This is a genomic window from Rathayibacter sp. AY1B7 (assembly GCF_002932735.1).
Taxonomy (GTDB): Bacteria; Actinomycetota; Actinomycetes; order Actinomycetales; family Microbacteriaceae; genus Rathayibacter.
Genome location: NZ_PSWK01000017.1, coordinates 1 through 22795 on the forward strand (window position 1 = coordinate 1; position 22795 = coordinate 22795).

Consider the following 22795-nt stretch of genomic DNA (forward strand, 5'->3'; position numbering starts at 1 on the left):
GGGGGGCAGGTCGTCCGCGTCTCGGCGATCGCCGAGGCCCTGGCCCGGGTGAAGCCGAAGATGCTGGCCGTGGTCCACGGCGACTCCGCCGCCCACCGGCACGGAGGCGCCCGCGCGGCGCAGCACCGCCTCCAGCGCCGACAAAGTGGTCAGCACCGCGTCCGTCCGGGCGTTGTAGCCCATCGTGCCGATGCGCCAGACCTTCCCGTGCAGCGGCCCGAAGGACGTGCCGATCTCGATGCCGAAGTCGGCGAGCATTTCCCCGCGCACCGCGTCCCCGTTCACGCCCTGCGGGATGCGCACCGCGACGACGTTCGTCATCTTGTGGCCGACGTCGCCGAACACCTCGAGGTCGAGGCCGCGGACTCCGGCGAGCATCGCCGACCCGTGCAGCGCGTGGCGGGCGACCGTCTCGTCCAGGCCCTCCTCGACGACGATGCGTGCGCACTCGCGCGCGCCGTAGAGCATCGTGGTCGCCTCGGTGTGGTGGTTGAGTCGGCGCGGCCCCCAGTAGTCGAAGATCATGCCGAGGTCGAAGTAGTTGGAGCGGACGCGGCGGGCGCTGACAGTGTCGCCCTCGTCGCGGATCCCCGCCTCGATGCTCCTGCGCGACTCGATCACCGCGACGGCCTTCTCCGAGAAGGTGACGGGAGCCGATCCGGACGGGCCGCCCAGGCACTTCTGGAGCCCCGCGGTGACCGCGTCGAGCCCGAGCTCGTCGGTCGCGAAGGCGTTGCCCGCGAGGGAGGCGGTGACGTCGGTGTAGAAGAGGGCGCCGTGCTTCTCGCAGAGGGCGCCGAGCTCCTCCAGCGGCTGCGCCATGGTGGTCGACGTGTCGCCGTGGACCACGGCCAGCATCTTCGGCTTCACCCGGGCCAGGGCCTCGGCGATCGCCGAGACGGGGAAGACCTGCCCCCACTCGGCCTCGATCACGTGCACCTCCGCGCCGCAGCGCTCCGCGATCTCCCGGAGGAGGTGCCCGAACCGCCCGAAGACCGGCACGAGCACGCGGTCGCCCGGCTCCAGCATCGAGACCAGCGCCGCCTCGATGCCCGCACGGCTCGTGCCGTCGACGAGCATCGTCTTCTCGTTGCGGGTGCGGAACACCTGCCGGTACAGCTCCTGCGTCTCCGTCATCGTCGCCGTCATGAACGGGTCGTACTGCCCGACCAGCTGCGCCGACATCGCACGCAGGACGCGCGGATCCGCGTTGATCGGGCCCGGCCCCATCAGCAGGCGCGGCGGCGGATCGACGGGGAGGAACGGTGCGGGCGCGGTCATGGGCCACCTCTTCACGAACGGGAGAGAAACAGTCGTTTCACCCGGAGAGCCTATGCGACGGACGTTTCGCCGGTGTTTCGCGGTGTGGGGGGTCGAGATTCTCGACAGAAGCTCCTCCACAGGCGTCCTCCGGAAGCGGGTCCTCCCGATCGGACGCACCTGCGGCCCGCGTGTCGGTGGTCTCTGGTTCAATACGGGTATGGCGGATGGGATGCGGCAGGGACTCGAGGAGGTCCGCGCCCTCGGCGACCGCGCGGCGCTGCTCGCCCGCTCGGCGGCTCCGCTCCACCTCGCCTCCGCCGAGGCGCTGCACGAGGCGTACACGGCTGCTCTGCGTCGCCCGGAGGCGTTCGCGCGCGGCGGGTCTCCCGCCGAGTCGCGCGACCTCGTGGAGCGCTCCGTCCGGGCCGAGCTCGCCGTCGCACTCGCCGTGTCCGAGCGTGTGGCCGCGCGCGAGCTCGAGCACGCCCGCCTGCTGGTCGACCACCTGCCCTGCACGCGCGCCGCGCTGGCCGAGGCGCGGTTGCGCTGGGAGGCGGGGCAGATCATCTGCGGAGTCGCGGCCACCCTGCCGCCGGCCACCCTCCCGGAGTTCGACGAGCGCGCCGCGGGACTGGCCGCCTCGATGACGCCGACCCAGCTGCGGCGACGCCTCGCCCGGCTGCGGGACGAACTCCACGAGAGTCCCCTGGCCGACCGGCACGCCCGCGCTCGGGAGGACCGGTCGGTCCGGGTCTCGCCCGAGCAGGACGGCATGGCCACGCTCTGCGCGACCCTCCCCGCTCCGGCCGCTTTCGGTGCGCTCGCGCGGCTCGACCGGATCGCCCGCGCCCTCCGCGACGGGAGCGGTGCAGCGGAGGAGCGCACGCTCGCGCAGCTGCGGGCCGACGCCCTGGTCGACCTGCTCTGCGACGGCGACGTGTCCGGCACGGCGCCGGGCGACGAGCGTCCGCATACGTCCGCTCGCGGCATCCGGGCCGAGGTGCGTCTGACCCTCGCCGCGAGCACCGCGCCCGGGCGGGACGAGACGCCCGCGGAACTGGACGGCTACGGCCTCATCCCGGCCGGCATCGCGCGCGAGCTCCTCGGAGCCGACTCGGCCGTCACCCCGGTGCTCACCCATCCGAGCACGGGCGCCGTGGTCTCCGTCGGACGCACGCACCGCCTCCCTCCCCCGCGGATGCGCCTCGCCCTCCAGCTGCGCGACCGGACATGCCGCTTCCCCGGCTGCACCCGGCCCGCGGCGACCGCCGAGGCCGACCACACGCTCGAGTGGCGTCACGGAGGCGCCACCGCCCTCGACAACCTGGCGTCGCTCTGCGTCCCCCACCACCACGTCCGCCACGGCGACCGCTGGACCTACACGCTCCACCCCGACGGATCGGCCGACTGGACCACCCCCACGGGCCGCCGCGTGGTCACCCGTCCACCCGATCCGCCCGCGCCGCCCGCGCCGCCGCGGCGCAGGCCGACCTTCGGCGATGCGCCGCCCCGTTCTGACGGCGGAAGGAGCCGCGCTCCTGCGGGCATGCTCCAGCGCGTGCTCCAGCGGGCGTGCTCGTGCACGCCCGCTCGCGCCGCGCGGGTCCGAGCCGGCGGCCTGTCTCAGCCGAGGGCCGAGCCGTGGAAGACGGTCGTCCGACGCGCCCGCCGACGAACCGGTCCACCGAGCCCGCACTCGCTGCACCCGGGCTCGTTCCACCCTCCGGGCTCGGCGCCCCTGCTCACCGCTGAGATCGCACTCGAGGACAGCGGTCAGCGCAGCGACTCGGCCACAACGGCGCAGCTTCCGCCTCGGATCCACGACGAGGGACGGAGCGACGGAGCGACGGAGGAACGGAGCGAGAGAGCGAGAGAGCGAGAGAGCGAGAGAGCGAGAGAGAAAGAGAGCGAGAGAGAAAGAGAGCGAGAGAGAAAGAGAGAAAGAGAGAGAAAGAGAGAAAGAGAGCGAGAGAGAAAGAGTAAGAGAAAGAGAAAGGGGCGGAGAGCGGGAGAACGGGTCACGGAGTCCGCCTCGATTCACGACGAGGGAGAGAACGAGCTCCGGGCGTGGCCCCTCTCAGACCGTGCCGGCCAGCTCCAGCAGCGCGAGATCCGACCCCCGCGGTCCCACCAGGCAGAGCCCCACCGGAGCGCCGCCGACACTCAATCGTGGCATCGACAGCGCCGGATACCCGCCGATCCCAGCGACGCAGGTCAGGCCGAGCGTCGCCGTCCGCGCCGCGTCGATCGCCTCGGCCGACGCATCGAGGGCCGGCGCCACCGACGACGTCGACGGCAGGAGGAGCACCCGCCCCTCGAGCGCACGGTCGAGCGCCTCCCGGAACCCCGCGACCCGCGCCCGCGCGTCCGCCTCCGTCTGCTCGTCTACGAGCGAGGCCGCGTCGAAGCGGGCCTGGACGTCCGCCGCCAGCACTCCCGGATGCGCCGCGACCCACGAGCCGCTCGACCGCCACGCCTCCGCCGCCTGCACGAGCCGGAACGCCTCGAGCATCTCCGCCACGGGCGGCAGCTCGACCTCGTCGGCGCTCATCCTCCCGACCGCCGATCGGAACGCCGCCCGAACGGCCGCGTCCACTCCGCCCAGGAGTGCCGGCGCCACCGCGAGACTCCGGACCGGCGATTCGGACGGCAGGCAGACCTCGGCCACCCGCCTCAGCGTGCCGAGGTCCCGCGTCAGCCACCCGACGGTGTCGAAGCTCGGCGCCAGCGGCAGCAGCCCCTCGACGGGCACCGCACCGTGGGTCGTCCTCAGCCCCCACAGGCCCTGGTAGGAGGCGGGTACCCGGATCGATCCCGCGGTGTCGGTCGCCAGCCCGACGGCGGCCTGCCCGAGCGACACGGCGGTCGCCGGTCCGCTCGACGATCCGCCCGGGATCGCTCCGGGCACGGCCGGATTGGGCGGCGTCCCGTAGCCGGAGTTCCGGCCGGCGATGCTGTAGGCGAACTCGTCGGTCTGAGCGATCCCGCGCACCGACGCTCCCGCTGCGAGCAGCTGCGCGACGGCCGGAGCGGTCGCCGCCTCGATCGGCGCGGAAGCGAGGCGGGCCGGCACTCCGGCGCCGATCCGCTGGCCCTCGATCGCGAAGAGGTCCTTGACCGCGACGTCCAGTCCGTCGAGGGTCCCGGAGCCGGCGGCCGGCACGAGCGGCGCGCCGACGGCCCGCCAGACGCGGGGGTCCAGCGCGGGCGAGGGCGCCTGCACCTGCGCGGCGCGCACCCGCCAGGTCCCGCCCTCCCGCGACCACAGCTGCGTGACGAGCCCGCGCCCGCCACGGGCCGGAGCGTTCACGCTGACCACGAGCGCCGTGCCCGCATCGACCGCCCGCACGTGCAGCTCGACCAGCTCCCGCACCGGCGCCCCGCCGCGACGACCCCGGAAGCCGGTGATGACCGCGTGGCCGACGAGCAGTCCGGAGGCGTCGCCCCGGAGCGTCGTCGGCGCGTCCACGAACGCGTCGGCGAGCGCCGCGACGTCGTCAGCCCCGAGCGCCGCCTCGTACGCCAGGACCGCGTCCACCAGCCCGTCCGGCAGGTCACCCTCGAGCGTCGTCACCCGCGGGTCAGTCATCGAAGTCGGCCGTCCGGACGCGGGCGTGCACGCCCTTCACCAGGTCGACCACCTGCGAGATGTCGAAGTCGGTCGCCGCGCTGAGGTAGGCGTAGGCGTGAGCCGGGTCCATCCCGTAGCGGGCCGCCAGCAGCGCGATGGCCGCGCGGACGCACTTCTGCACGGCGACGTCCAGGTCCTCGTCCATCCCGGTGGGCACGAGGAACTCGCCGGTCTCCCCCATCGGCCCGAGCAGCTCCCCGAACGCCGCGATCGCCTCGGCGCGCGGGACGACCTCCAGGCGCACCCGGACGCGCAGGCTCGCCTCCATCGCCGTCAGCGCCACCTCGCCGTCGCCCTGCGCGAAATGGGGATCGCCGACGTACGCGAGCGCGCCCGGGACCTGCACGGGAAGGTAGAGGCTGGTTCCGGCGGTCAGCAGTGCGATGTCGATGTTGCCCCCGTGCGCACCGGGCGGCACGGAGTGCGGGCGCTCCTCCCCTGCGACGGCGACGCCCATGATCCCGAGGAACGGCCGGAGCGGGAACCGGGCGGCCCGCTCCCCTCCCGGCACCAGCGGGATCACGCCGCGGAGACCGCCCTGCGCGTCCTCGTCGACGCGCGCGAAGACGCTGAACGGCCCCTCCTGCAGCGGGTACTCGCCCGGCAGCGCCCCGCGGCCGTGCCGGTTCGAGACGACTCCGTACGGCACGCGCGGCTCGGCCTCGAGGAGGGTCATCCGGAGCAGGTCCCCCGGCAGCGCTCCCCGGACGGCGATCGGCCCCGTGACCACGTGCGGCCCGTCCGTCTCGCCGTCGCGGAACGGCCCGTCCGCGGCGAGCGCGACCGCGTCGCGCAGCACCCCCTCCGGAGCGACTCCGTGGCGGCCGAAGAAGGCGACCGGATCGCGGCCCTGATCCTCCAGCACGCCCTCGTGGCTGAGCGTGTCGATGACGACCTCGGCCCCCGAGTCGACGGTGAGCACGGGGGCGTCCGCCGCGCACGGCAGGCGCCCCCACAGCACCGAACCCGGCTCGGCCGGCAGGTAGTTGACCCCCGGCGGCACTCCCTCACCGGGCTGCACCGACCACTCCGTCCACCGCATGCGCGTCCGCCTCCCGCGCGGCCCGTCCGCGCCGTCCGACCCTAACCGCGCCGTGTTTCGAGCATGTGCACGCGTGTGCCACGATTCTCCAGACCCGCCCCCGACGACAGGACTCCCGTGTTCCGACGCCTGCGCACCCGCTCCGAGGGCGCGACCCTCGGCCTGATGCTCGCCCTCACCTTCTCGACCGGCATCATCGACGCCGTCGGGTACCTCGGGCTCGACCGCGTCTTCGCCGGCAACATGACCGGCAACGTCGTCATCCTCGGCATGGCCCTCTCCGGCGCGGCCGACCTGCCCGTGGTCGGCCCCCTGATCGCGCTGGGCGCCTTCATGATCGGCGCCGTGATCGGCGGCCGGGTGCTCCGCCCGGTGAAGAAGGGCTGGACCTCGCGCTCGACCTGGCTCTTCGCGGTGGTCGGCATCCTGCTCGGCGTCCTGGCGATCGTGCTAGCGGTCGTGCCCGAGCACCCCGAGCCGCTCACCTTCACCGTCACCGGCGTGCTGGGCGGGGCGATGGGCCTCCAGGCCGCGACCGCCCGCCACCTCGCCGTCAAGGACGTCACGACGGTCGTCGTGACCTCGACGATCACCGGCCTCGCCGCGGACTCCCGCCTGGCGGGTGGTTCCGGTCAGCCGTGGTTCCGCCGCGCGGCGGCGATCGTCCTGATCGCCGCGGGTGCCGGAGTCGGCGCGCTCGCCCTGCTGGTCGGACTCTGGCTCGGCCTGGCGATCGCCGCGGTCATCACGCTCGTCGCGACGCTGCTGGGCGAGCTCGTCGTCCACTCCCGGTACGCTCCGGCGCCCGCCGACGCCGCCGCCTGAGGCGGCGCCTCCCGGCGCGTCAGCGCGGCAGCTGCTGGCAGTGCGGGCAGAGGTGCGAGGAGCGGTTCATGAACGGCACCCGCACGATCGCCGCGCCGCACCGGGCGCACGGCTTCCCCGTCTGCCCGTAGGCGTGCAGGCTGTGCGAGAAGTAGCCGGAGGCGCCGTTCACGTTCACGTACTGCGCATCGAAGCTGGTGCCGCCCTCGGCCAGCGCCCGTTCGAGCACCGAGCGCACCTCGGCGAAGAGGCGGCGGATGCGCGCCTCGCCGAGCGACGAGCTCGGCCGCTCCGGGTGCAGCTCCGCCGCCCACAGCGACTCGTCCGCGTAGATGTTCCCGATGCCGCTCACGAGCGTCTGGTCGAGCAGCGCCCGCTTGATCCCGCTGCTCCTCCTCGCCAGCGATGCGACGACCGAGCCCAGGTCGAAGGAGGGGTCGAGCGGATCGCGGGCGATGTGCGCGACCTGCGAGGGCACGGCGCGCAGCCAGCCGCCTCCGCGGACCTCCTCGCCCGCGTAGCCGCCCGGCGCTCCGTCCGGGGTCGGCACCAGAGCGTCGACCGCCATCGAGCCGAAGATCCGCTGGTCGACGAAGTGCAGGGCGAGCTCGCCGTGCTCGGGGTGCTCGATCCCGATCCGGATGCGCGCCAGCCGCGGCAGCGCCGCATCCGCCGTGCGCAGCAGCACCTGACCGCTCATGCCGAGGTGCACCAGCAGCGCCTCGTCGCGGCCGGCGGGCAGCCAGAGGAACTTCCCGCGCCGCACCGCCGCTTCGAGCCGACGCCCGACGAGCAGGCGCTCGAAGGTCCCGTGCGGATGCACGTGCCGCTTCAGCGAGCGCTCGTCGACGATCTCGACGCCGGTCACCAGCGAGCCGGTGACCGCGGGAGCGAGACCCGCCCGCACCACCTCGACCTCGGGCAGCTCGGGCACGGTCAGTCCGAGACCGCGGGAGCGGCGGGTGCGCCGGGGGCCGCCAGACGCGTCCACGCGTCGAGCGCGGCGGCCATCTCGGCCGCCTTCTTGCTCGTCCCCTCGCCGCGGGCCGTGACGAGTCCGCCGACGATCACGGTGGCGACGAACACCTTGTTGTGGTCGGGGCCGGTGGCGGCGATCTCGTAGCGCGGGGCCGGCGCACCGCGCTCGGCGGCCGCCTCCTGGAGGCTCGTCTTCGGATCCATCGAGACGCCGAAGCGGAGCGGATCGGCCCGCAGAGGTGCGATCAGGCGCAGCACCAGGTCGCGGGCCGCGTCGGGACCGGTGCCCAGGTAGACGGCGCCGATGATGGCCTCGACGGTGTCGGCGAGGATCGACGCCTTGTCGCGGCCGCCGGTCAGCTCCTCGCCGCGTCCGAGGCGGAGGAACTCGCCCAGGCCGATGCCGCGAGCGATCTCGGCGAGCGCGACGGTCGAGACGAGGCTCGCCCGTCGCTTGGCCAGGTCGCCCTCGCTCAGGGCGGGGTACTCGGTGTAGAGCATGACGGTCACGGCCTGCCCGAGGATCGAGTCGCCGAGGAACTCGAGGCGCTCGTTGTGCGGGATGCCGCCGTGCTCGAAAGCGAACGACCGGTGCGTCAGGGCGAGCTCGAAGAGCTCACCGTCGAGGCTCACGCCGAGCGTGGCCTCCAGACGCGACCGGTCGTCGCTGGAGGGTCGTGCGGAGGTCTGGTTCACCATGGACCGCGGTCCGTTCGTCGAGGGGCGGTGCGCCCCGCGCCGTGCGGACCAGGAGCGGGATCAGACGTCGGCGACCTTGCGGCCCTTGTACTCGAGGAACAGCGCGGTGCCCGCGGAGTCCTCGACGACCTTGGCGCGGTGGGGAAGGCTGTAGACGACCTTGCCGTTCTCGATGGTCTTGACGAGGGTGGGGACCTCGGCCTTCCACTGCGAACGACGGGCGTGGGTGTTCGCGCGGGACTTCTTCCTCTTGGGAACAGCCATGATTCTCTCTTCTCTACCTCTAGTCGGATTCGGTGCGGGCGGTCGCGCCCTCACCGCTGTCTGCGGAAGCTCTGTCGGTGGAAGCTCCGGGCGCTGCGGCCCCGCCGTCCCCCTCGCTCAACCCTGCGAGCGCGGCCCACCGGGAGTCGCGCGGCGCCTCGGGTTCGGGCGTGGAGGAATCGGCCAGCCGCTCCCCCGTGACGGGGTCGAGGCCCGGACAGTCCGGCCGGCAGACCGGCTGGAACGGCAGCGACAGAACCACCGCATCCCTGACCAGAGGTTCAAGATCCACGTGGTCGTCGTGAACCTCATAGTCGAAAGCTTCGTCAGAAGAGTACGCGAAAAGTTCCTGGAACTCGACATCGACAGGCAGGGAGATGTCGGTCAGGCACCGGCTGCACTCGCCGTCGGCCCTCGCCGACACCTCGACACTGGCCAGGATCCCCTCGTGCACGGACTCGAGCCGGACGTCGAGATCGACGGCCGATCCCTTGCGGACCGCGACGATCCCCTCGCCGAACTGCTCCGGCGCCTCGAGCTCGAGGCGGTGCTCGCGCATCTCGCCCGGCCGCCTCACGAGGTCGCGCACGTTCACGGTGAACGGCGTCTTCTTGAAAGTAGTCACGAGGGTCCAGCCTACCCCTCCCGGCCCCCTCCGGGGCGGGAGGGGCCGGGAGGAGCCGGGAGGGGCGGAGTCCGGGCTCAGGCGCCGCCGGCCTCCAGCGTCACGTCGATCGGCGCGTAGTCGGCACCGCTCGTGTCCACTCCCTCCTCGGCGAGCTCCGCGAGCGCCTTCTCGACGTACTCGTTCGAGTAGGCGGTGGCGGGCGGGTCCGCGCTGATGATCGTCGCTCCCGTCTCGTTCTCCGTCTCCTTCGCGATGTCGACCGTCCGCTGCCACGCGGCCTCGTCGATCATCCCGACGCCGCTCGTCGAGGGCCAGATCAGCTTGTTGACCTCGTTGGTCATCCAGAGCTGGTGGCTGGTGCCGAGCGTGGATCCGGCCGCGGTCACGATGTCGGCCGCCGCCTGCGGATCGTCCTTCGCGAAGATCCAGCCCTTGATCGAGGCCTTGATGAAGGCGACCGTCTGCTCGGCGTACGCGTCGTCGTCGGCGAGCCTGCCCGCGTCCGCCCAGATCGCGTCCTGGAGCATCGCGGTGCCCACGTCGTTCCAGCTGATGACGTTCAGATCGTCCGGCTGGTACAGCTCGCCTGTGGCGGGGTTCACGGTCTCCAGGACCTGGGCGTACTCGTTGTAGGTCATCGCCTGGGCCGCGTCGATGTCGCCCGCGAGGAAGCCGTTCATGTCGAACTGCTGCTGCACCAGCGAGATGTCGTCGAGGGAGACGCCGTCCTTCTGCATGCCGGCGAACAGCTCCCACTCGTTGCCGTAGCCCCAGCTGCCCACGCTCTTCCCGGCGAGGTCGGCGGGCGAGGTGATCCCCTTGTCCTTGAAGGAGATCTGCGTGGTGGCGCTGCGCTCGAAGATCTGCGCGACGTCGGTGATCCCGGCCCCCTGCTCGATCGAGCCGAGGACCTTGGGCACCCAGGAGATGGCGTAGTCCGCGTCGCCCGAGGCGAGCACGTCCTGGGGGACGATGTCGCCGCCTCCCTCGGCGATCGTCACGTCGAGGCCCTCGTCCTCGTAGTAGCCCTGGTCGAGCGCGGCGTAGTACCCGGCGAACTGCGCCTGGGCCACCCACTGCAGCTGCAGGGTGACCGGCGTGAGGCCGCCGGAGCCGGAGTCGGACCCCGGGTCGGAGCCGCCGGAGGCGCTGCAGCCGGTGAGCGCGAGGCCCACGGCCGCGAAGGCGGCGGTCGTCGTCAGGGTGATGCGGGTGCGTCTGGTCACGGGTCCTCCTGGTGCGGTCTGCGGGGTCGCCGGTGCGGCGCGCCCCGTGGTGCGGCGGTGCAGGTGGTGCTGTGGTGCAGGTGGCGCTGATGATGCGGGCGGTGCGGATGGTGCGTCGGGTGGAGTCGGGAATCGGGAATCGGGAGGATCGAGGAGGGTGCGGGGACGCGCGGCGCCGCGCTCAGCGCAGCCGGCTGCGGCGCAGCGCGAACGCCTCGAGCGCGGCCGTCACGCAGTAGAACGCGAGGCCGACGAGCACAGCGCCCAGGACGTAGGCGTAGGCGAGCGCGTAGTCGCTGCCCGAGGCCGCCGTCGTGATCGACTTGCCGAGCCCGCCCACGGGTCCGCCGAAGTACTCGGCGACCAGCGCCGAGATCACCGCGAGCGAGGAGGCGATGCGGAGCCCCGTGAAGACGTAAGGCACTGCTCCCGGCAGCGTGATCGTGCGGGCGGTCTGCCAGGGGGTCGCCGCGTAGGCCTTCAGCAGGTCGCGGTGCACCGGAGCGGCCTGCCGCAGCCCGCGCAGCGTCGTCACGTACACCGGCACGAACACGGCGAGCGCCGCGACGAGCTGCCTCGCGGTCTCGGCGTTCGCTCCGAACATCGTGTAGAGCACCGGAGCGAGGGCGACGATCGGCACGACGGCGGCCGCGGCCACGATCGGCGCGACCAGTCCGTCGAAGACCCGCGCGAGCGCCGAGAGCCCGGCGACCACGACCGCCAGCACCGCGCCGACCAGCAGGCCGACCAGCGCGTTGCGGCCGGTCACCGCGCTGCCCTCGGCGACGGAGCCGAGGTTCGCGGCGAACTCCCGTCCGATCGCCAGCGGCGACGGGAGCACGAACGGCTGGATCGCCAGAGCGGTGACCCCGGCCTGCCAGAGCAGGACCGCGGCGATCCCGAGCACGAGCGGCGCGAGCACGCTGCGCGCCAGCGCCGTCGTGCTCACCGGTTCTCCACTCCGCGCGGCACGGCGGCGGGATCCCCGTGCAGCAGCTCGCGCACGGCGCTCACGTCGCGGAAGAACGCCGTGTCCTCCCTGACCGCCGCGTCGCGCTCGGATGCTCCGGGGAGTCCGACCGGGAGGACGTCGCGGATCCTGCCCGGCCGCGGCGACATCACCACGACGCGGTCCGAGAGGAACACCGCCTCCGGGATCGAATGGGTGACGAAGACGACGGCGGCGCCGGTCTCGCGCCGGATCCGCAGCAGCTCCGTCTGCATCCGCTCGCGGGTCATCTCGTCGAGCGCCCCGAACGGCTCGTCCATGAGGAGCAGACGCGGGCTCTCGGCGAGCGCCCGCGCGATGGCGACGCGCTGCTGCATCCCGCCGGAGAGCTGGTCCGGGTAGGAGTCGGCGAAGTCGCCGAGCCCGACCAGCGCCAGCAGCTCGTCGACGCGCGAGCGCCGGGCGGTCGCGGCGACGCCGTGCAGCTCCAGCGGCAGGGCGATGTTCGCCCGGATCGTGCGCCACGGCAGGAGGCCCGCCTGCTGGAACGCGATCCCGTAGTCCTGGTCGAGCCTCGCCTGCCGGGCCGTCTTGCCGAACACGGCGATCGAGCCGGAGTCCGGCTCGTCGAGGTCGGCGATCAGCCGCAGCAGCGTCGACTTGCCGCAGCCGGACGGGCCGATCAGCGAGACGAACTCCCCCGCGGCCACCTCGAGCGAGACGTCCTGGAGCGCCGTGACGCTCGCGGCGCGGGCGGTGGTGAAGGTCCTCGTGACGGAGTCGACGACGACCGCGGATCCTGCAGTGCTCATGCGGGCTGCTCCCCTCGGCGGTACGGACGGAGGAGGGTGCCGAGCAGAGCGACGGCGCCGGCGGCCGCGAGGCCCACCAGCACCGCCCCGAGGATCGGCGCCCAGGGCTTGGCGGGGTCGCCTCCGGCAGCGGAGGCGAACTCGATGATCATGCGGCCGATCCCGCCGCGCAGGCCGATCGAGACCTCGGCGACGATCGTGCCGACGACGGCGCTGACCGCTCCGAGCCGGAGGGCCGGCAGCAGGTAGGGCACGCTCGCCGGGAGCCTCAGGCGCACCAGCGTCTTCCACCAGCCGACGCCGTACACGTGCACCAGCTCGACCTGGTGCGCCGTCGGCGAGCCGAGCCCGCGGAGCGCCCCGATCGACACGGGGAAGAACGCGAGGTAGGAGGCGATCAGGGCCACCGACATCCAGTTCTCCCAGGTCACCGGTCCGAGCTCGAGCTGCGACCCCCAGCGCCGCACCAGTGGCGCGATCGCGATCAGGGGCACCGTCTGGCTCAGCACGATCCAGGGCAGCACCGCCGACTCCGCCGTGCGGAACCGCTGCATCAGGAGAGCCAGGAGCAGCCCCACGACCGTGCCGACGACCCAGCCGACCGCGGCGATCCCGAGCGAGAAGGCGCTCGCCCCCAGGACGGCCGACCAGAGCGCCGGGGCGTTCCGCGCTCCGGTGACCGGCTCGCCGAGCCGGGCCGCGATCTCCCAGAGGTGGGGCATCGCGATGGCGCTCGTGCGCGGGAGCACCGTGACTCCTCCGACGACCACCCCGGCCTCGGGCCCGAGCACCTTCCAGCCCTCCCACACCAGCGCGAGCAGGAGCAGCCCGGCGGCGCCGAGCACGAGCCCGCGCGCGAGGGCCGGTCTCATGCGCGGGCCACGATGTGCTCGCGCAGCTCCGGGATGATCCGCTCGCCGTACACGCGCAGCGTCTCCTCCTTGTTGTCGTGCTGGAGGTAGCCCGCGAACTGCGTCACGCCGATGTCGGCGAGCGCCCGGAGCTTCTCGACGTGCTCGTCCGCCGTGCCCAGCACGCAGAAGCGCTCCACGATCTCGTCCGGCACGAAGGCGGTGTGGCTGTTGCCCGCGCGGCCGTGCTCGTTGTAGTCGTAGCCCTCGCGCCCGGCGATGTAGTCCGTCAGCGCCTGCGGCACCGCTCCGGAGGCGCCGTAGCGGCCCACGATGTCGGCCACGTGGTTGCCGACCATCCCGCCGAACCAGCGGCACTGGTCGCGCATGTGCTCCCGGTCGGTGCCGATGTACATCGGCGCCGCGACGCAGAACTGCAGCGACTCGGGATCCCGGCCGGCGTTCGCCGCCGCCTCCTTGACGGCGCCGATCATCCAGCGCGCGATGTCCACGTCGGCCAGCTGCAGGATGAAGCCGTCGCCGACCTCGCCCGCGAGCTTCAGGGCGAGCGGGCCGTAGGCGGCCACCCACATCTCCAGGGACGAGCCCCGGCTCCACGGGAACTGCAGCGTCTGGCCGTTGTACTCGACCGGACGGCTGTTGGCGAGCTCGCGGATGACGTGGATCGACTCCCGCAGCGTCTTGAGCGTCGTCGGAGCTCCTCCGGTCACCCTCACCGCCGAGTCGCCGCGTCCGATCCCGCACACCGTGCGGTTCCCGTACATCTCGTTGAGCGTCGCGTGCAGCGAGGCGATGACCGTCCAGTCGCGCGTGGCGGGGTTGGTGACCATCGGGCCGACCGTGATCCGGTGCGTCCTCTCGAGGATCTGCGAGTAGATCACGTAGGGCTCCTGCCAGAGCAGGTGCGAGTCGAAGGTCCACGCGTAGTCGAAGCCGTGCGTCTCCGCGAGGACGGCGAGCGCGACGGTGCGCGAGGCGGGCGGGTTGGTCTGGAGGACGACTCCGAAGTCCATGGGGTTCCTTCTGCTCGATCAGGTGCTGGCTCGGATCGGGTGCCGGCTCAGATCAGGTACTGGCTCAGACCGCGCGGGATGTACGCCCCGTCGCCCTTCGTGCCGACGTAGGAGCCGTCGTCGACGACGACCCTGCCGCGGGAGATCACCGTGTCGACGTGGCCGTCGATCTCGAAGCCCTCCCAGGCCGAGTAGTCCATGTTCATGTGGTGGCTTCGGCCCTCGCCGATCCCGATCGAGGTGTGCCCGCTCGGGTCGTAGACGACGACGTCGCCGTCGGCCCCGGGCTGGATGACGCCCTTCCTCCCGTACATCCCGAACATCCGCGCCGGGGTGGTCGAGGTGAGCTCGACCCAGCGCGGCAGGGAGATCTGCCCCGACACCACGCCCTGGTACATCAGGTCCATCCGGTGCTCCACCGAGCCGATGCCGTTGGGGATCTTCGAGAAGTCGCCGATCCCCATGTCCTTCTGGCCCTTCATGCAGAAGGGGCAGTGGTCGGTCGAGACCATCTGGATGTCGTTGGTGCGCAGCGACTGCCACATGTGGTGCTGATGCCCCTCCGCCTTCGAGCGCAGCGGCGTGGAGCACACCCACTTCGCGCCCTCGAAGCCCGGCGCGCCGAGCTGCTCCTCGAGCGAGAGGTAGAGGTACTGCGGGCAGGTCTCGCCGAAGACGTTCATGCCGCGGTCGCGGGCCTGCGCGATCTGCTCCACCGCCTGCTTCGCGGAGACATGGACCACGTACAGCGGCGCGCCGGTGAGGTCGGCGATCATGATCGCCCGGTGCGTCGCCTCCTCCTCCGCCTGCCAGGGTCGAGAGGTGCCGTGGAAGTACGGCGCGGTGTTCCCGGCGGCGAGGGTCTGCTTCACCAGTTCGTCGATGAGGGCGCCGTTCTCGGCGTGCATCATCATCATCGCGCCGTTCTCCGCGCCCTTCTGGAACGCCCGGAGGATCTGCCCGTCGTCCGAGAGGAACACGCCCTTGTAGGCCATGAACAGCTTGAAGCTGGTCACCCCCTCGCGCATCAGCTCGTCCATCGCGACGAGCGAGGAGTCCTGCACGTCCGAGAGGATCTGGTGGAAGCCGTAGTCGATCGCGCAGTTGCCGGCCGCCTTCTCCTGCCACGCCTGGAACCGGTCGACGACGCTCTCGCCCGGGTACTGCACCACGAAGTCGACGATCGACGTCGTGCCGCCCCAGGCCGCGGCGCGCGTGCCGGTCTCGAAGGTGTCCGAGGCGGAGGTGCCGCCGAACGGCATCTCCATGTGCGTGTGCGCGTCGATCCCGCCCGGGATCACGTACCTGCCGCTCGCGTCGATCACCCGGTCGACGTGGGCCGCCAGGTCGAAGCCCAGCAGCGTGGAGCCGGGGGCGAGGACTGCGGCGATGGTCTCGCCGTCGATCAGGACGTCTGCTGCTCCGGTGCCGGTCGCGTTGACGACCGTCCCGCCGGTGATGAGGGTCTTCATCGGTCTTCCCCGTCTCGGTCTGCGGTCACGGCTTCGGGATGCTGGTGTACGACTCCGGCCGACGGTCCCGGTAGAACTGCCAGTCGTCGCGCATCTCCTGCACCATGTCCATCTCGAGGTCGCGGATCAGGATCTCCTCGGCCTCGCCCGAGCCCCGCTCGCCGACGAACTCCCCGCGCGGATCGATGATCTGGCTGGTGCCGTAGAAGTCGACCGCGAGGTCGCCGTACTCGTTGTCCTCCCGGCCGACGCGGTTGGGCTGCAGCACGAAGTAGCCGTTCGCCACCGCGGCCGCCGGGCCCTCGACCTCCCAGAGGCGGTTCGACAGGCCGGGCTTGGTGGCGTTGGGGTTGAAGACGAGGTGGGCGCCGTTCAGGCCCAGCTCCCGCCAGCCCTCCGGGAAGTGGCGGTCGTAGCAGATGTGGACGCCGACCTTGCCGACGGCGGTGTCGAAGACCGGGTAGCCGAGGTTCCCGGGCCGGAAGTAGAACTTCTCCCAGAAGCGGTCCAGGTGCGGGATGTGGTGCTTGCGGTACTTGCCGAGGATCGTCCCGTCGGCGTCGACCACGACCGCGGTGTTGTAGTAGACGCCGGTCTGCTCCTCCTCGTAGATCGGGAGGATCATCACCACGCCCAGCTCCTTCGCGAGGGCCGCGAAGCGCTGCACGATCGGCCCGTCGGCGGGCTCGGCGTAGCGGTAGTACTTCTTGTCCTGGGTGATGCCGAAGTACGGGCCGTAGAACAGCTCCTGGAAGCAGACGATCTGCGCGCCGTCGGCTGCGGCGTCCCGGGCCATCCGCTCGTGCTTGTCGAGCATCGACTCCTTGTCGCCGGTCCAGGTCGTCTGGGTGATCGCTGCGCGGACGATGGTCATCGGTACCTCCATGCTCGGGCGTCCCTGTCCGGCTCCGGTGTGCTCCGCCGGGCGGTGCGGAGCCGGGGACGTGGACCCACTGTGGTCCCCGCCGGGCCCGAAGGCAATGACGGACCGTCCGGCTCCGGGGACAGGGCTTCATCGTCGGGGTTCGACGTTTCCCCGGTGTTTCCGGCGCGGATCCGCAGCATTAAGGCTCGCCGGGGGAGGAATCCGTCGGTGCCGCTAGCGTGGGCGGATGCGCATCACGATCCTGGCCGGAGGCGTCGGCGGCGCCCGCTTCACCTCGGCGGTCCGCGAGCACCTCAGCGATCTCGAGGCCGCCGGCGGCGAGGCGAGCGAGATCACCGTCGTCGTCAACACCGGCGACGACATGTGGCTCACCGGCCTCAAGGTCTGCCCCGACCTCGACTCGATCACCTACGCGCTCGGCGGAGTGAACGACACGGAGCGCGGCTGGGGCCGGGCCGGCGAGAGCGAGCGGGTCTCGGCCGAGCTCACCGCCTTCGGCGTCGGCTGGCCGTGGTTCACCCTGGGCGACCTCGACCTCGGCACCCACATCGCCCGCAGCTCGATGCTGCGCGACGGCCTCACCCTCTCGGAGGCGACCGCCCGGATCACCGCCCGCTGGCCGCTGGGGGTCCGCCTGCTGCCGATGTCGGACCAGGACGTCGAGACCCACGTCGAGGTCGACCTTCCCGGCGAGGGCGTGCGGCTCCTCCACTTCGAGGAGTGGTGGGTGCGGCTTCGGGCGTCAGCGCCCGCGCGCCGCTTCGTCCAGCAGGGGGTGGAGAGCGCCCGCCCCGCCCCGGGCGTGCTGGAGGCGATCGCCGACACCGACGCGGTGCTCGTCGCCCCCTCCAATCCCGTCGTCTCGATCGGCACGATCCTCGGAGTGCCCGGGATCGCGGACGCCCTCCGCCGGACCTCCGCACCCGTCGTGGGCGTCTCCCCCGTCATCGGAGGCGCGGTGGTGCGCGGCATGGCCGACGCCTGCCTCAGAGCGATCGGCGTCGAGACCTCCGCCGAGGCCGTCGGCCGGCACTACGGAGCCCGGAGCGGGGGCGGCCTCCTCGACGCCTGGCTCGTCGGCGAGGAGGACGCGGACGCGGTCCCGGCGCTCGAGTCGGCGGGCCTCCGCGCCCGCTCCGTGCCGCTCTGGCTGACCGGCCGGGACGCCTCCGTGCAGCTCGCCGCCGACGCTCTCGCCGCCGCGAGGGGCTGAGCGGGGCCTCCTCCCCCGGGCCGCGCACCGCCTGTCGCAGCGCGGATGCGGTCACGCCTCCCACGGGGCGCCCCGTTCCCTTGTACGGTCGGAGGCGGACGAACTCCCCGATTCACCCCCGCATCGGATCCGGAGCCCCTCGGTCGCGCGCCCGACCGCGTCCTCACCACGTCTCCGAGCCCTGCGGAACCGCGTGCCGTCCCGTCAGGAGGACACCATGGAGCCCAGCTCGAGGATCAGCACCGAGCGGATCGAGCCCGACATCGTGGTGATCCGCCCCGTCGGCCGGCTCGACCTGTCCACGGCGTGGGAGCTCGAAGCGGTCCTCCAGCGCGCGCTCGAGGCGGGAGAGGTCCGCGTGGTCGTCGACCTGGCGGCCGTCGAGTTCCTCGACTCGTCCGGGCTCGGCGTCCTCGTCGCCGGACTCAAGGAGGCGCGGAAGGCGGGCGGCGAGCTGCGCGTGGCCGCCGCTGGCGAGCAGCCCGCCATGGTGCTCAGCCTGTCCAACCTCGACCGCCTGCTCGGGCGCGCCGAGACCGTCGAGGAGGCCTACCGTGCCTGAGCGCTCCTTCGTCGTGCGCACGCCGCCCGAGGACGGCGTCACCGCCGTCCACGAGGCGCTCGAGGAGCTGTGGCTCGAGGAGCCGGGCGTCGCGCCGGTCGACCGGATGTCGTTCGAGACCGCGCTGGTCGAGCTGACCTCGAACATCGTCCAGCACGCCCGGTCGTACCGGCACATCATCTGCCTGGTCGAGATCCGCGTCGACGCGACCGAGCTGCGCGCCTCGCTCAACGACTCCGCCGAGGAGGCGCCCGCCGAGGTCGCCGACCCCCGCGACATGCCGGACGAGTGGGACGAGGCAGGCCGCGGGATCCCGTTCATCCACGCCCTCGTCACCGAGTTCTCCTACCGCCGTGTCGACGGGCAGAACCTCTGGGCACTCGCCCGGACCCGCACGTGAGCGAGCCGACCGAGCGCGCCCGCCTCGCCGCGATCGCCGAGCTCGGGATCGGCCTGAGCACCCCCCAGGAGCGCTTCGACAGGATCACCCGCATCGCCCGCCGGCTCCTGCGCGTCCCCCTCGCCGAGATCAACATCCTCGAGGAGTCGACGCAGTTCACGAAGTCGCCCCAGCGCTCGGCGCGGGCGAGCAGGATGCTGCGCGCCGACTCGATGTGCGACGTCACGGTCCAGCAGGGCGACATCCTCGTCGTCGAGGACGCCACCGCCGATCCGCGGTTCGCCGACCGCGGAGTCGTCACCGGATCCCCTCACGTGCGCTTCTACGCGGGCCGCCCGCTCGTCGTGGGGGACGGCCTCCGCGTCGGCACGATCTGCATCATCGACAGCGAGGTGCGCGGCTTCTCGGAGGAGGAGCGCGAGATCCTCGAGGACCTCGGCCGGTGGGCGGAGCGGGAGCTGCGCGAGATCGCCTTCTCCGGACGCGCGAGCGAGACGCAGGAGCGGCTCTGGCCCCCGCGCCTCGACCTCGGCGAGTGGAGCCTCGACTCGCTGACCACGCCGCTGCACGACGTCGCCGGCGACTACACGGCGTGGCGTCGCAGCGGGGACGATCTCTCCCTCGAGCTGGTCGACGTGATGGGCAAGGGGGTGTCGGCGGCGATCGTCGCCTCCGCGATCCGCTCCGCGTTCCAGGCGCGGCCGGAGCTCCCTCCCGCGGCAGCCGTCGAGGCCGTCAACCGCCAGCTCCTGCCCGATCTGACAGCGACCGGGATGTTCGCGACCGCGCTGATCGCCCGGGTCGACCTCGCGAGCGGCGCCGTCGCGTTCGTGGACAGCGGCCACGGCCTCACCCTCCTGCTGCGCGCCGACGGCACCACGGAGCGGCTCGCCTCCACCGGCGTCCCGCTCGGCATCGCCGCCGACGTCTCCTGGGAGGAGGAGCAGCGCGTGCTCGCCCCCGGCGACGCGCTCTTCTCCTGCAGCGACGGCCTGCTCGACGTCTTCGGCGGGCGCCTCGACGCGCTCGACCGTCTCGCCGAGCTGGTGCGGAGCAACGACGACCCCGCTCTCTTCGAGCGTCTGCATGCTCTCGCAGACGACGCGCACGACGATGTGACAGCGTTGGTGCTGCGGCGCTCCGCAGCGCCCGCCCCCTCCTGATCCTGATCGAAAGGACCTCCCCCATGCCTGGTGCACTCGTCCTCGCCGGCGGCGGCCTCGCCGGAATCGCCTGGGAGCTCGGCGTCCTCCGCGGCCTCGCAGACGCCTCCCCCGAGGCGGCCCGCCTCCTGCTCGATCCGTCGACGACCTTCATCGGCACCTCCGCGGGCTCCGCGGTCGCCGCGCAGCTGAGCACCGGCACCGGCCTCGACGAGTCGTACGAGGCCCAGCTCCAGGAGGAGTCCGCCGAGATAGGAGCGGACGTCGACGGTGAGCGCCTCCAGGCCCTCTTCGCCACGGCCGTCGAGGGCGCGACCTCGCCCCAGGACGCGCGGCGCCGCATCGGCACCCTCGCGCTCGAGGCCGAGACGCTCCCCGAGGACACGCGCCGGGCCGTCATCTCGGCCCGCGTGGGCGACGCCGACTGGCCCGAGCAGCGTCTGCTCATCACCGCGGTCGACACGGCCACCGGTGAGCTGCGCGTGTTCGACCGCGAGAGCGGTGTCGGCCTCGTCGACGCGATCTCCGCCAGCTGCGCCGTCCCCGGGGTCTGGCCTCCCGTCAGCATCGACGGCGTCCGCTACATGGACGGCGGCGTGCGCTCCGGCAGCAACGCCGACCTCGCCGCGGGAGCCAACTGGGTCCTGATCGTCACTCCGCTGCCGGGAGTCGGCACGCCCGGCGCGGGCCTGATCCCGACCGGCGAGCTCGACGCCCTCGCGGACTCGCGGGTCGAGGTGCTCTACGCCGACGAGGAGTCGGTGCGCGCCTTCGGCCCGAACTCGCTCGACCCGGCCGTCCGCGCCGCCTCCGCCCGCGCCGGACGTGCTCAGGGCGCCCGGCTCGCCTCGCGGATCGCCGCGCTGGTCGGCGCCGAGTAGCCGGTCTCAGCGCCGCACGCTGTAGCGCGTGAAGACCGTGCCGTCGGCGAAGCGGTGCTCCTCGCGCAGGTCGAGGCGCGCGTGGAACCCGCACGGGAGGAAGTGGGTCCCGCCGCCCACCGCCACCGGCACCGTGTAGACCTGCACCTCGTCGACGATCCCGGCGAGCAGCGCGTGCCGGGCGAGGGTCGGCCCGCCGATCGAGACGTCGTGGTCGGCGGCGCTGACCTGCGCGGCGACGACGACCGGGTCGAACCCGCCCTCGACGCGGGTACGGCGGGTCTCGGCCGACTCCAGTGTCGTCGAGTACACGACCTTGTCGGCCGCCCGCCACATCTCCTGGAAGTCCCGGATGAACGCGAACTCCTCCGCGAGGGCCCAGGTCTGCTCCCACGCGCGCATGACCTCGTACATGCGCCGCCCGTACAGGTACGTGCGCACCCGCCCCTCGCGCTCCGTGATGAAGCGGTGCACGGCGGGTCGCGGCTCCGCCCAGGCGAATCCGCCGTCCGCGTCGTTCACGTAGCCGTCGAGCGACGCGATCGAGCTGTAGATGAGCGCGCCCACGTCGGCCTCTCTCCGTGGCCGGCTTCGGGACCGCCCACGGGCGCGACCGTAGGCCTCCCGCCTCCGTCCGGCAATGTCCGCCGGGGCCTCTGGCGCGGATCGACGGGTCGCCGCTGCTCCTGGTGGCGCTCCCGGCGGTCGGCGCCCCCTCCCGGACCGCGTACCGTGGTCGTGCCGCAGGGAGCGGCCGTGAAGGGTTCGGGATGAAGATCAGCCAGCTGCGCCACTTCGTGGCGGTCGCCGAGGAGCTGCACTTCGTGCGCGCCGCCGAGCGCCTCGGCATCTCGCGGCAGAAGCTCGACTCCTCCGTCGCCGCCGTCGAGCTCGACCTCGGCAAGCCGCTCTTCGAGCCCGGTGCCGCCGCCACGACCCTCACCGCGGCCGGGCGGCAGCGCCTCGCCTCGGCCCGCGAGGAGCTCGCCGCGCTCGGCGACGAGCCGGAGGCGGCCCCGAAGTCGGGAGGCAAGGCCAAGGCCTCCAAGGGGACCGGGCGCGCCCCGATCGTCAAGGGCCAGCCGAAGCCCTACAAGCGCCGCCAGTCCCGCTGACGCGCAGTGTCCGGTCGTCGGATGTGGTGGGCCCTACCGGGCTCGAACCGATGACATCCACGGTGTAAACGTGGCGCTCTACCAACTGAGCTAAAGGCCCCCGTCGCGGGAGCACCCGCGGACGATCGACTCGATCCTACGGCAGGCGGAGCGGCCCCCTGCGGGCACTAGCCTCGGCACATGACCGCCGACAGCGACTCCCGGGCGAGGCGGCGCGCCGAGAGCCGCTGGCCCGCCTCCGCCGCGATCCTCGTGGCCGTCGCCCTGAACGTGGCCGGCCACAGCGCCGACACCTCGGTGGTCCGCCTCGTCGCCGCCGGCATCACGCTCGCGCTGCTCGTGCCGCTGTTCGTCGTCAACCCGCACCGGCTCGACAGCGAGACGCGCTGGTCGCGCGGGGTCTCCATCGCCCTGGCGGTCGTGCTCGCCGTGGCGAACCAGGTGAACGTAGTCGCCGTGGTGATCGACCTCGTCGACGGGACGGCCGACGGCCCGCCGCTGCTGCTCACCGCACTCCAGGTCTGGGTCACCAACGTCGTCGCGTACGCGCTGCTGTTCTGGGAGCTCGACCGCGGCGGTCCGGTCGCCCGCGGAACACTCCCCCGCACGGAGCTGCCGGCGGCCGACTTCGCCTTCCCGCAGGACACCTACCGCGACACCGCGCCCGAGGTCGCCGCGACCTCCTCCGAGCGCGCCGACTGGCGGCCCGGCTTCGTCGACTACCTCTCGGTGTCGACGACGAACACCATGGCGTTCAGCCCGACCGACACGATGCCGCTGTCGAGCCGGATGAAGCTCCTGATGATCGCCGAGGCGTTCACCGGATTCGTCCTGCTGGCCCTCGTGATCTCGCGGGCCGTCAACATCCTCAGCTGACGACCGGGGCGGTCCGCCTCCGGAG

The 22795-nt window shown here is 72.6% G+C and carries 23 protein-coding genes, 1 tRNA gene and 1 pseudogene; 9 read left to right on the top strand and 16 right to left on the bottom strand.

Annotation, left to right across the window (positions count from 1 at the left end; all coding sequences use genetic code 11):
* Positions 1 to 1281: alanine--glyoxylate aminotransferase family protein (locus C5C95_RS10470; protein WP_258072657.1), on the bottom strand; the 1281-nt coding region annotated here is incomplete at its 3' end.
* Between the two features lie 211 nt (positions 1282 to 1492).
* Between C5C95_RS10470 and C5C95_RS18010 the strand changes: the two are divergent.
* Positions 1493 to 2428, top strand: a pseudogene (locus C5C95_RS18010) (DUF222 domain-containing protein); the annotation flags it as partial.
* 912 nt (positions 2429 to 3340) lie between these two features.
* Here the strand turns inward: C5C95_RS18010 and C5C95_RS10480 are convergent.
* Together C5C95_RS10480 and C5C95_RS10485 are read right to left on the bottom strand one after the other, a co-directional pair.
* The gene (locus tag C5C95_RS10480) at positions 3341 to 4852 is read right to left on the bottom strand and encodes an AtzH-like domain-containing protein (RefSeq protein WP_104324401.1); all 1512 of its coding nucleotides are present in this window, start codon (positions 4850 to 4852) and stop codon (positions 3341 to 3343) included.
* Positions 4845 to 5936 (bottom strand): acetamidase/formamidase family protein, encoded by a 1092-nt coding sequence (locus tag C5C95_RS10485; protein WP_104324402.1) that lies wholly within the window; start codon positions 5934 to 5936, stop codon positions 4845 to 4847. Before C5C95_RS10485 ends, C5C95_RS10480 begins: the two co-directional genes overlap by 8 nt.
* A gap of 117 nt (positions 5937 to 6053) precedes the next feature.
* On the opposite strand from C5C95_RS10485, the gene C5C95_RS10490 reads away from it, so the two are divergent.
* On the top strand, positions 6054 to 6761 hold the full coding sequence (locus tag C5C95_RS10490; protein WP_308471518.1) for a YoaK family protein: 708 nt from the start codon (positions 6054 to 6056) through the stop codon (positions 6759 to 6761).
* A 19-nt stretch (positions 6762 to 6780) separates the two neighbouring features.
* Here the strand turns inward: C5C95_RS10490 and mutM are convergent, their stop codons facing one another.
* The 11 genes from mutM to C5C95_RS10545 all read right to left on the bottom strand — a co-directional run bounded on the left by mutM (position 6781) and on the right by C5C95_RS10545 (position 16548).
* Positions 6781 to 7695 (bottom strand): bifunctional DNA-formamidopyrimidine glycosylase/DNA-(apurinic or apyrimidinic site) lyase, encoded by a 915-nt coding sequence (gene mutM / locus C5C95_RS10495; protein ID WP_104283536.1) that lies wholly within the window; start codon positions 7693 to 7695, stop codon positions 6781 to 6783.
* Between the two features lie 2 nt (positions 7696 to 7697).
* Complete coding sequence (rnc, locus tag C5C95_RS10500) at positions 7698 to 8438, bottom strand: ribonuclease III (RefSeq protein ID WP_104250952.1); 741 nt, start codon at positions 8436 to 8438, stop codon at positions 7698 to 7700.
* Between the two features lie 60 nt (positions 8439 to 8498).
* Positions 8499 to 8702, bottom strand: coding sequence for a 50S ribosomal protein L32 (gene rpmF / locus C5C95_RS10505; RefSeq protein WP_104223482.1), 204 nt, complete (start codon positions 8700 to 8702; stop codon positions 8499 to 8501).
* 19 nt (positions 8703 to 8721) lie between these two features.
* Complete coding sequence (locus C5C95_RS10510) at positions 8722 to 9261, bottom strand: DUF177 domain-containing protein (protein WP_104226701.1); 540 nt, start codon at positions 9259 to 9261, stop codon at positions 8722 to 8724.
* A 143-nt stretch (positions 9262 to 9404) separates the two neighbouring features.
* Entirely contained in the window at positions 9405 to 10556 is a 1152-nt protein-coding gene (locus C5C95_RS10515) for an ABC transporter substrate-binding protein (protein WP_258072659.1), read from the bottom strand.
* Positions 10557 to 10737: 181 nt separating this feature from the next.
* Positions 10738 to 11505: an ABC transporter permease gene (locus C5C95_RS10520; protein ID WP_104234206.1), complete on the bottom strand. Its 768-nt coding sequence runs from the start codon at positions 11503 to 11505 to the stop codon at positions 10738 to 10740.
* A complete protein-coding gene (locus tag C5C95_RS10525) occupies positions 11502 to 12317 on the bottom strand; it encodes an ABC transporter ATP-binding protein (RefSeq protein ID WP_104234205.1) in 816 nt (271 codons plus the stop codon). Before C5C95_RS10525 ends, C5C95_RS10520 begins: the two co-directional genes overlap by 4 nt.
* The gene (locus C5C95_RS10530; protein ID WP_104324404.1) at positions 12314 to 13189 is read right to left on the bottom strand and encodes an ABC transporter permease; all 876 of its coding nucleotides are present in this window, start codon (positions 13187 to 13189) and stop codon (positions 12314 to 12316) included. Before C5C95_RS10530 ends, C5C95_RS10525 begins: the two co-directional genes overlap by 4 nt.
* Positions 13186 to 14202, bottom strand: a complete 1017-nt coding sequence (locus tag C5C95_RS10535; protein ID WP_104226663.1) for a TIGR03842 family LLM class F420-dependent oxidoreductase — start codon at positions 14200 to 14202, stop codon at positions 13186 to 13188. The genes C5C95_RS10530 and C5C95_RS10535 overlap by 4 nt, the downstream gene beginning before the upstream one ends.
* A gap of 47 nt (positions 14203 to 14249) precedes the next feature.
* On the bottom strand, positions 14250 to 15674 hold the full coding sequence (gene hydA, locus C5C95_RS10540) for a dihydropyrimidinase (RefSeq protein WP_104324405.1): 1425 nt from the start codon (positions 15672 to 15674) through the stop codon (positions 14250 to 14252).
* Between the two features lie 25 nt (positions 15675 to 15699).
* Complete coding sequence (locus tag C5C95_RS10545; RefSeq protein ID WP_104238196.1) at positions 15700 to 16548, bottom strand: nitrilase-related carbon-nitrogen hydrolase; 849 nt, start codon at positions 16546 to 16548, stop codon at positions 15700 to 15702.
* A 238-nt stretch (positions 16549 to 16786) separates the two neighbouring features.
* Here C5C95_RS10545 and cofD point away from each other — a divergent pair, with 238 nt between their 5' ends.
* From cofD to C5C95_RS10570, 5 genes are all read left to right on the top strand, one after another.
* Positions 16787 to 17773, top strand: coding sequence for a 2-phospho-L-lactate transferase (cofD, locus tag C5C95_RS10550; RefSeq protein ID WP_104324406.1), 987 nt, complete (start codon positions 16787 to 16789; stop codon positions 17771 to 17773).
* A gap of 217 nt (positions 17774 to 17990) precedes the next feature.
* Positions 17991 to 18335: an STAS domain-containing protein gene (locus C5C95_RS10555; protein WP_104324407.1), complete on the top strand. Its 345-nt coding sequence runs from the start codon at positions 17991 to 17993 to the stop codon at positions 18333 to 18335.
* Positions 18328 to 18735, top strand: coding sequence for an ATP-binding protein (locus tag C5C95_RS10560; RefSeq protein WP_104223473.1), 408 nt, complete (start codon positions 18328 to 18330; stop codon positions 18733 to 18735). The genes C5C95_RS10555 and C5C95_RS10560 overlap by 8 nt, the downstream gene beginning before the upstream one ends.
* The gene (locus C5C95_RS10565) at positions 18732 to 19898 is read left to right on the top strand and encodes a PP2C family protein-serine/threonine phosphatase (RefSeq protein ID WP_181125651.1); all 1167 of its coding nucleotides are present in this window, start codon (positions 18732 to 18734) and stop codon (positions 19896 to 19898) included. The genes C5C95_RS10560 and C5C95_RS10565 overlap by 4 nt, the downstream gene beginning before the upstream one ends.
* A 23-nt stretch (positions 19899 to 19921) precedes the next feature.
* Positions 19922 to 20779 carry a patatin-like phospholipase family protein gene (locus C5C95_RS10570; protein WP_104324409.1) on the top strand — a complete coding sequence of 286 codons (858 nt, stop codon included), beginning with the start codon at positions 19922 to 19924 and terminating at the stop codon, positions 20777 to 20779.
* Between the two features lie 6 nt (positions 20780 to 20785).
* Here the strand turns inward: C5C95_RS10570 and C5C95_RS10575 are convergent, their stop codons facing one another.
* Positions 20786 to 21346, bottom strand: coding sequence for a dihydrofolate reductase family protein (locus C5C95_RS10575; protein WP_104226668.1), 561 nt, complete (start codon positions 21344 to 21346; stop codon positions 20786 to 20788).
* A 203-nt stretch (positions 21347 to 21549) separates the two neighbouring features.
* Here C5C95_RS10575 and C5C95_RS10580 point away from each other — a divergent pair, with 203 nt between their 5' ends.
* On the top strand, positions 21550 to 21894 hold the full coding sequence (locus C5C95_RS10580) for a LysR family transcriptional regulator (RefSeq protein ID WP_104223469.1): 345 nt from the start codon (positions 21550 to 21552) through the stop codon (positions 21892 to 21894).
* Positions 21895 to 21918: 24 nt separating this feature from the next.
* Here C5C95_RS10580 and C5C95_RS10585 read toward each other — a convergent pair.
* Positions 21919 to 21994 (bottom strand) — tRNA-Val (locus C5C95_RS10585).
* Positions 21995 to 22074: 80 nt separating this feature from the next.
* Here C5C95_RS10585 and C5C95_RS10590 point away from each other — a divergent pair.
* On the top strand, positions 22075 to 22770 hold the full coding sequence (locus C5C95_RS10590) for a hypothetical protein (RefSeq protein WP_104226669.1): 696 nt from the start codon (positions 22075 to 22077) through the stop codon (positions 22768 to 22770).
* The last annotated feature ends 25 nt before the right edge of the window (positions 22771 to 22795 follow it).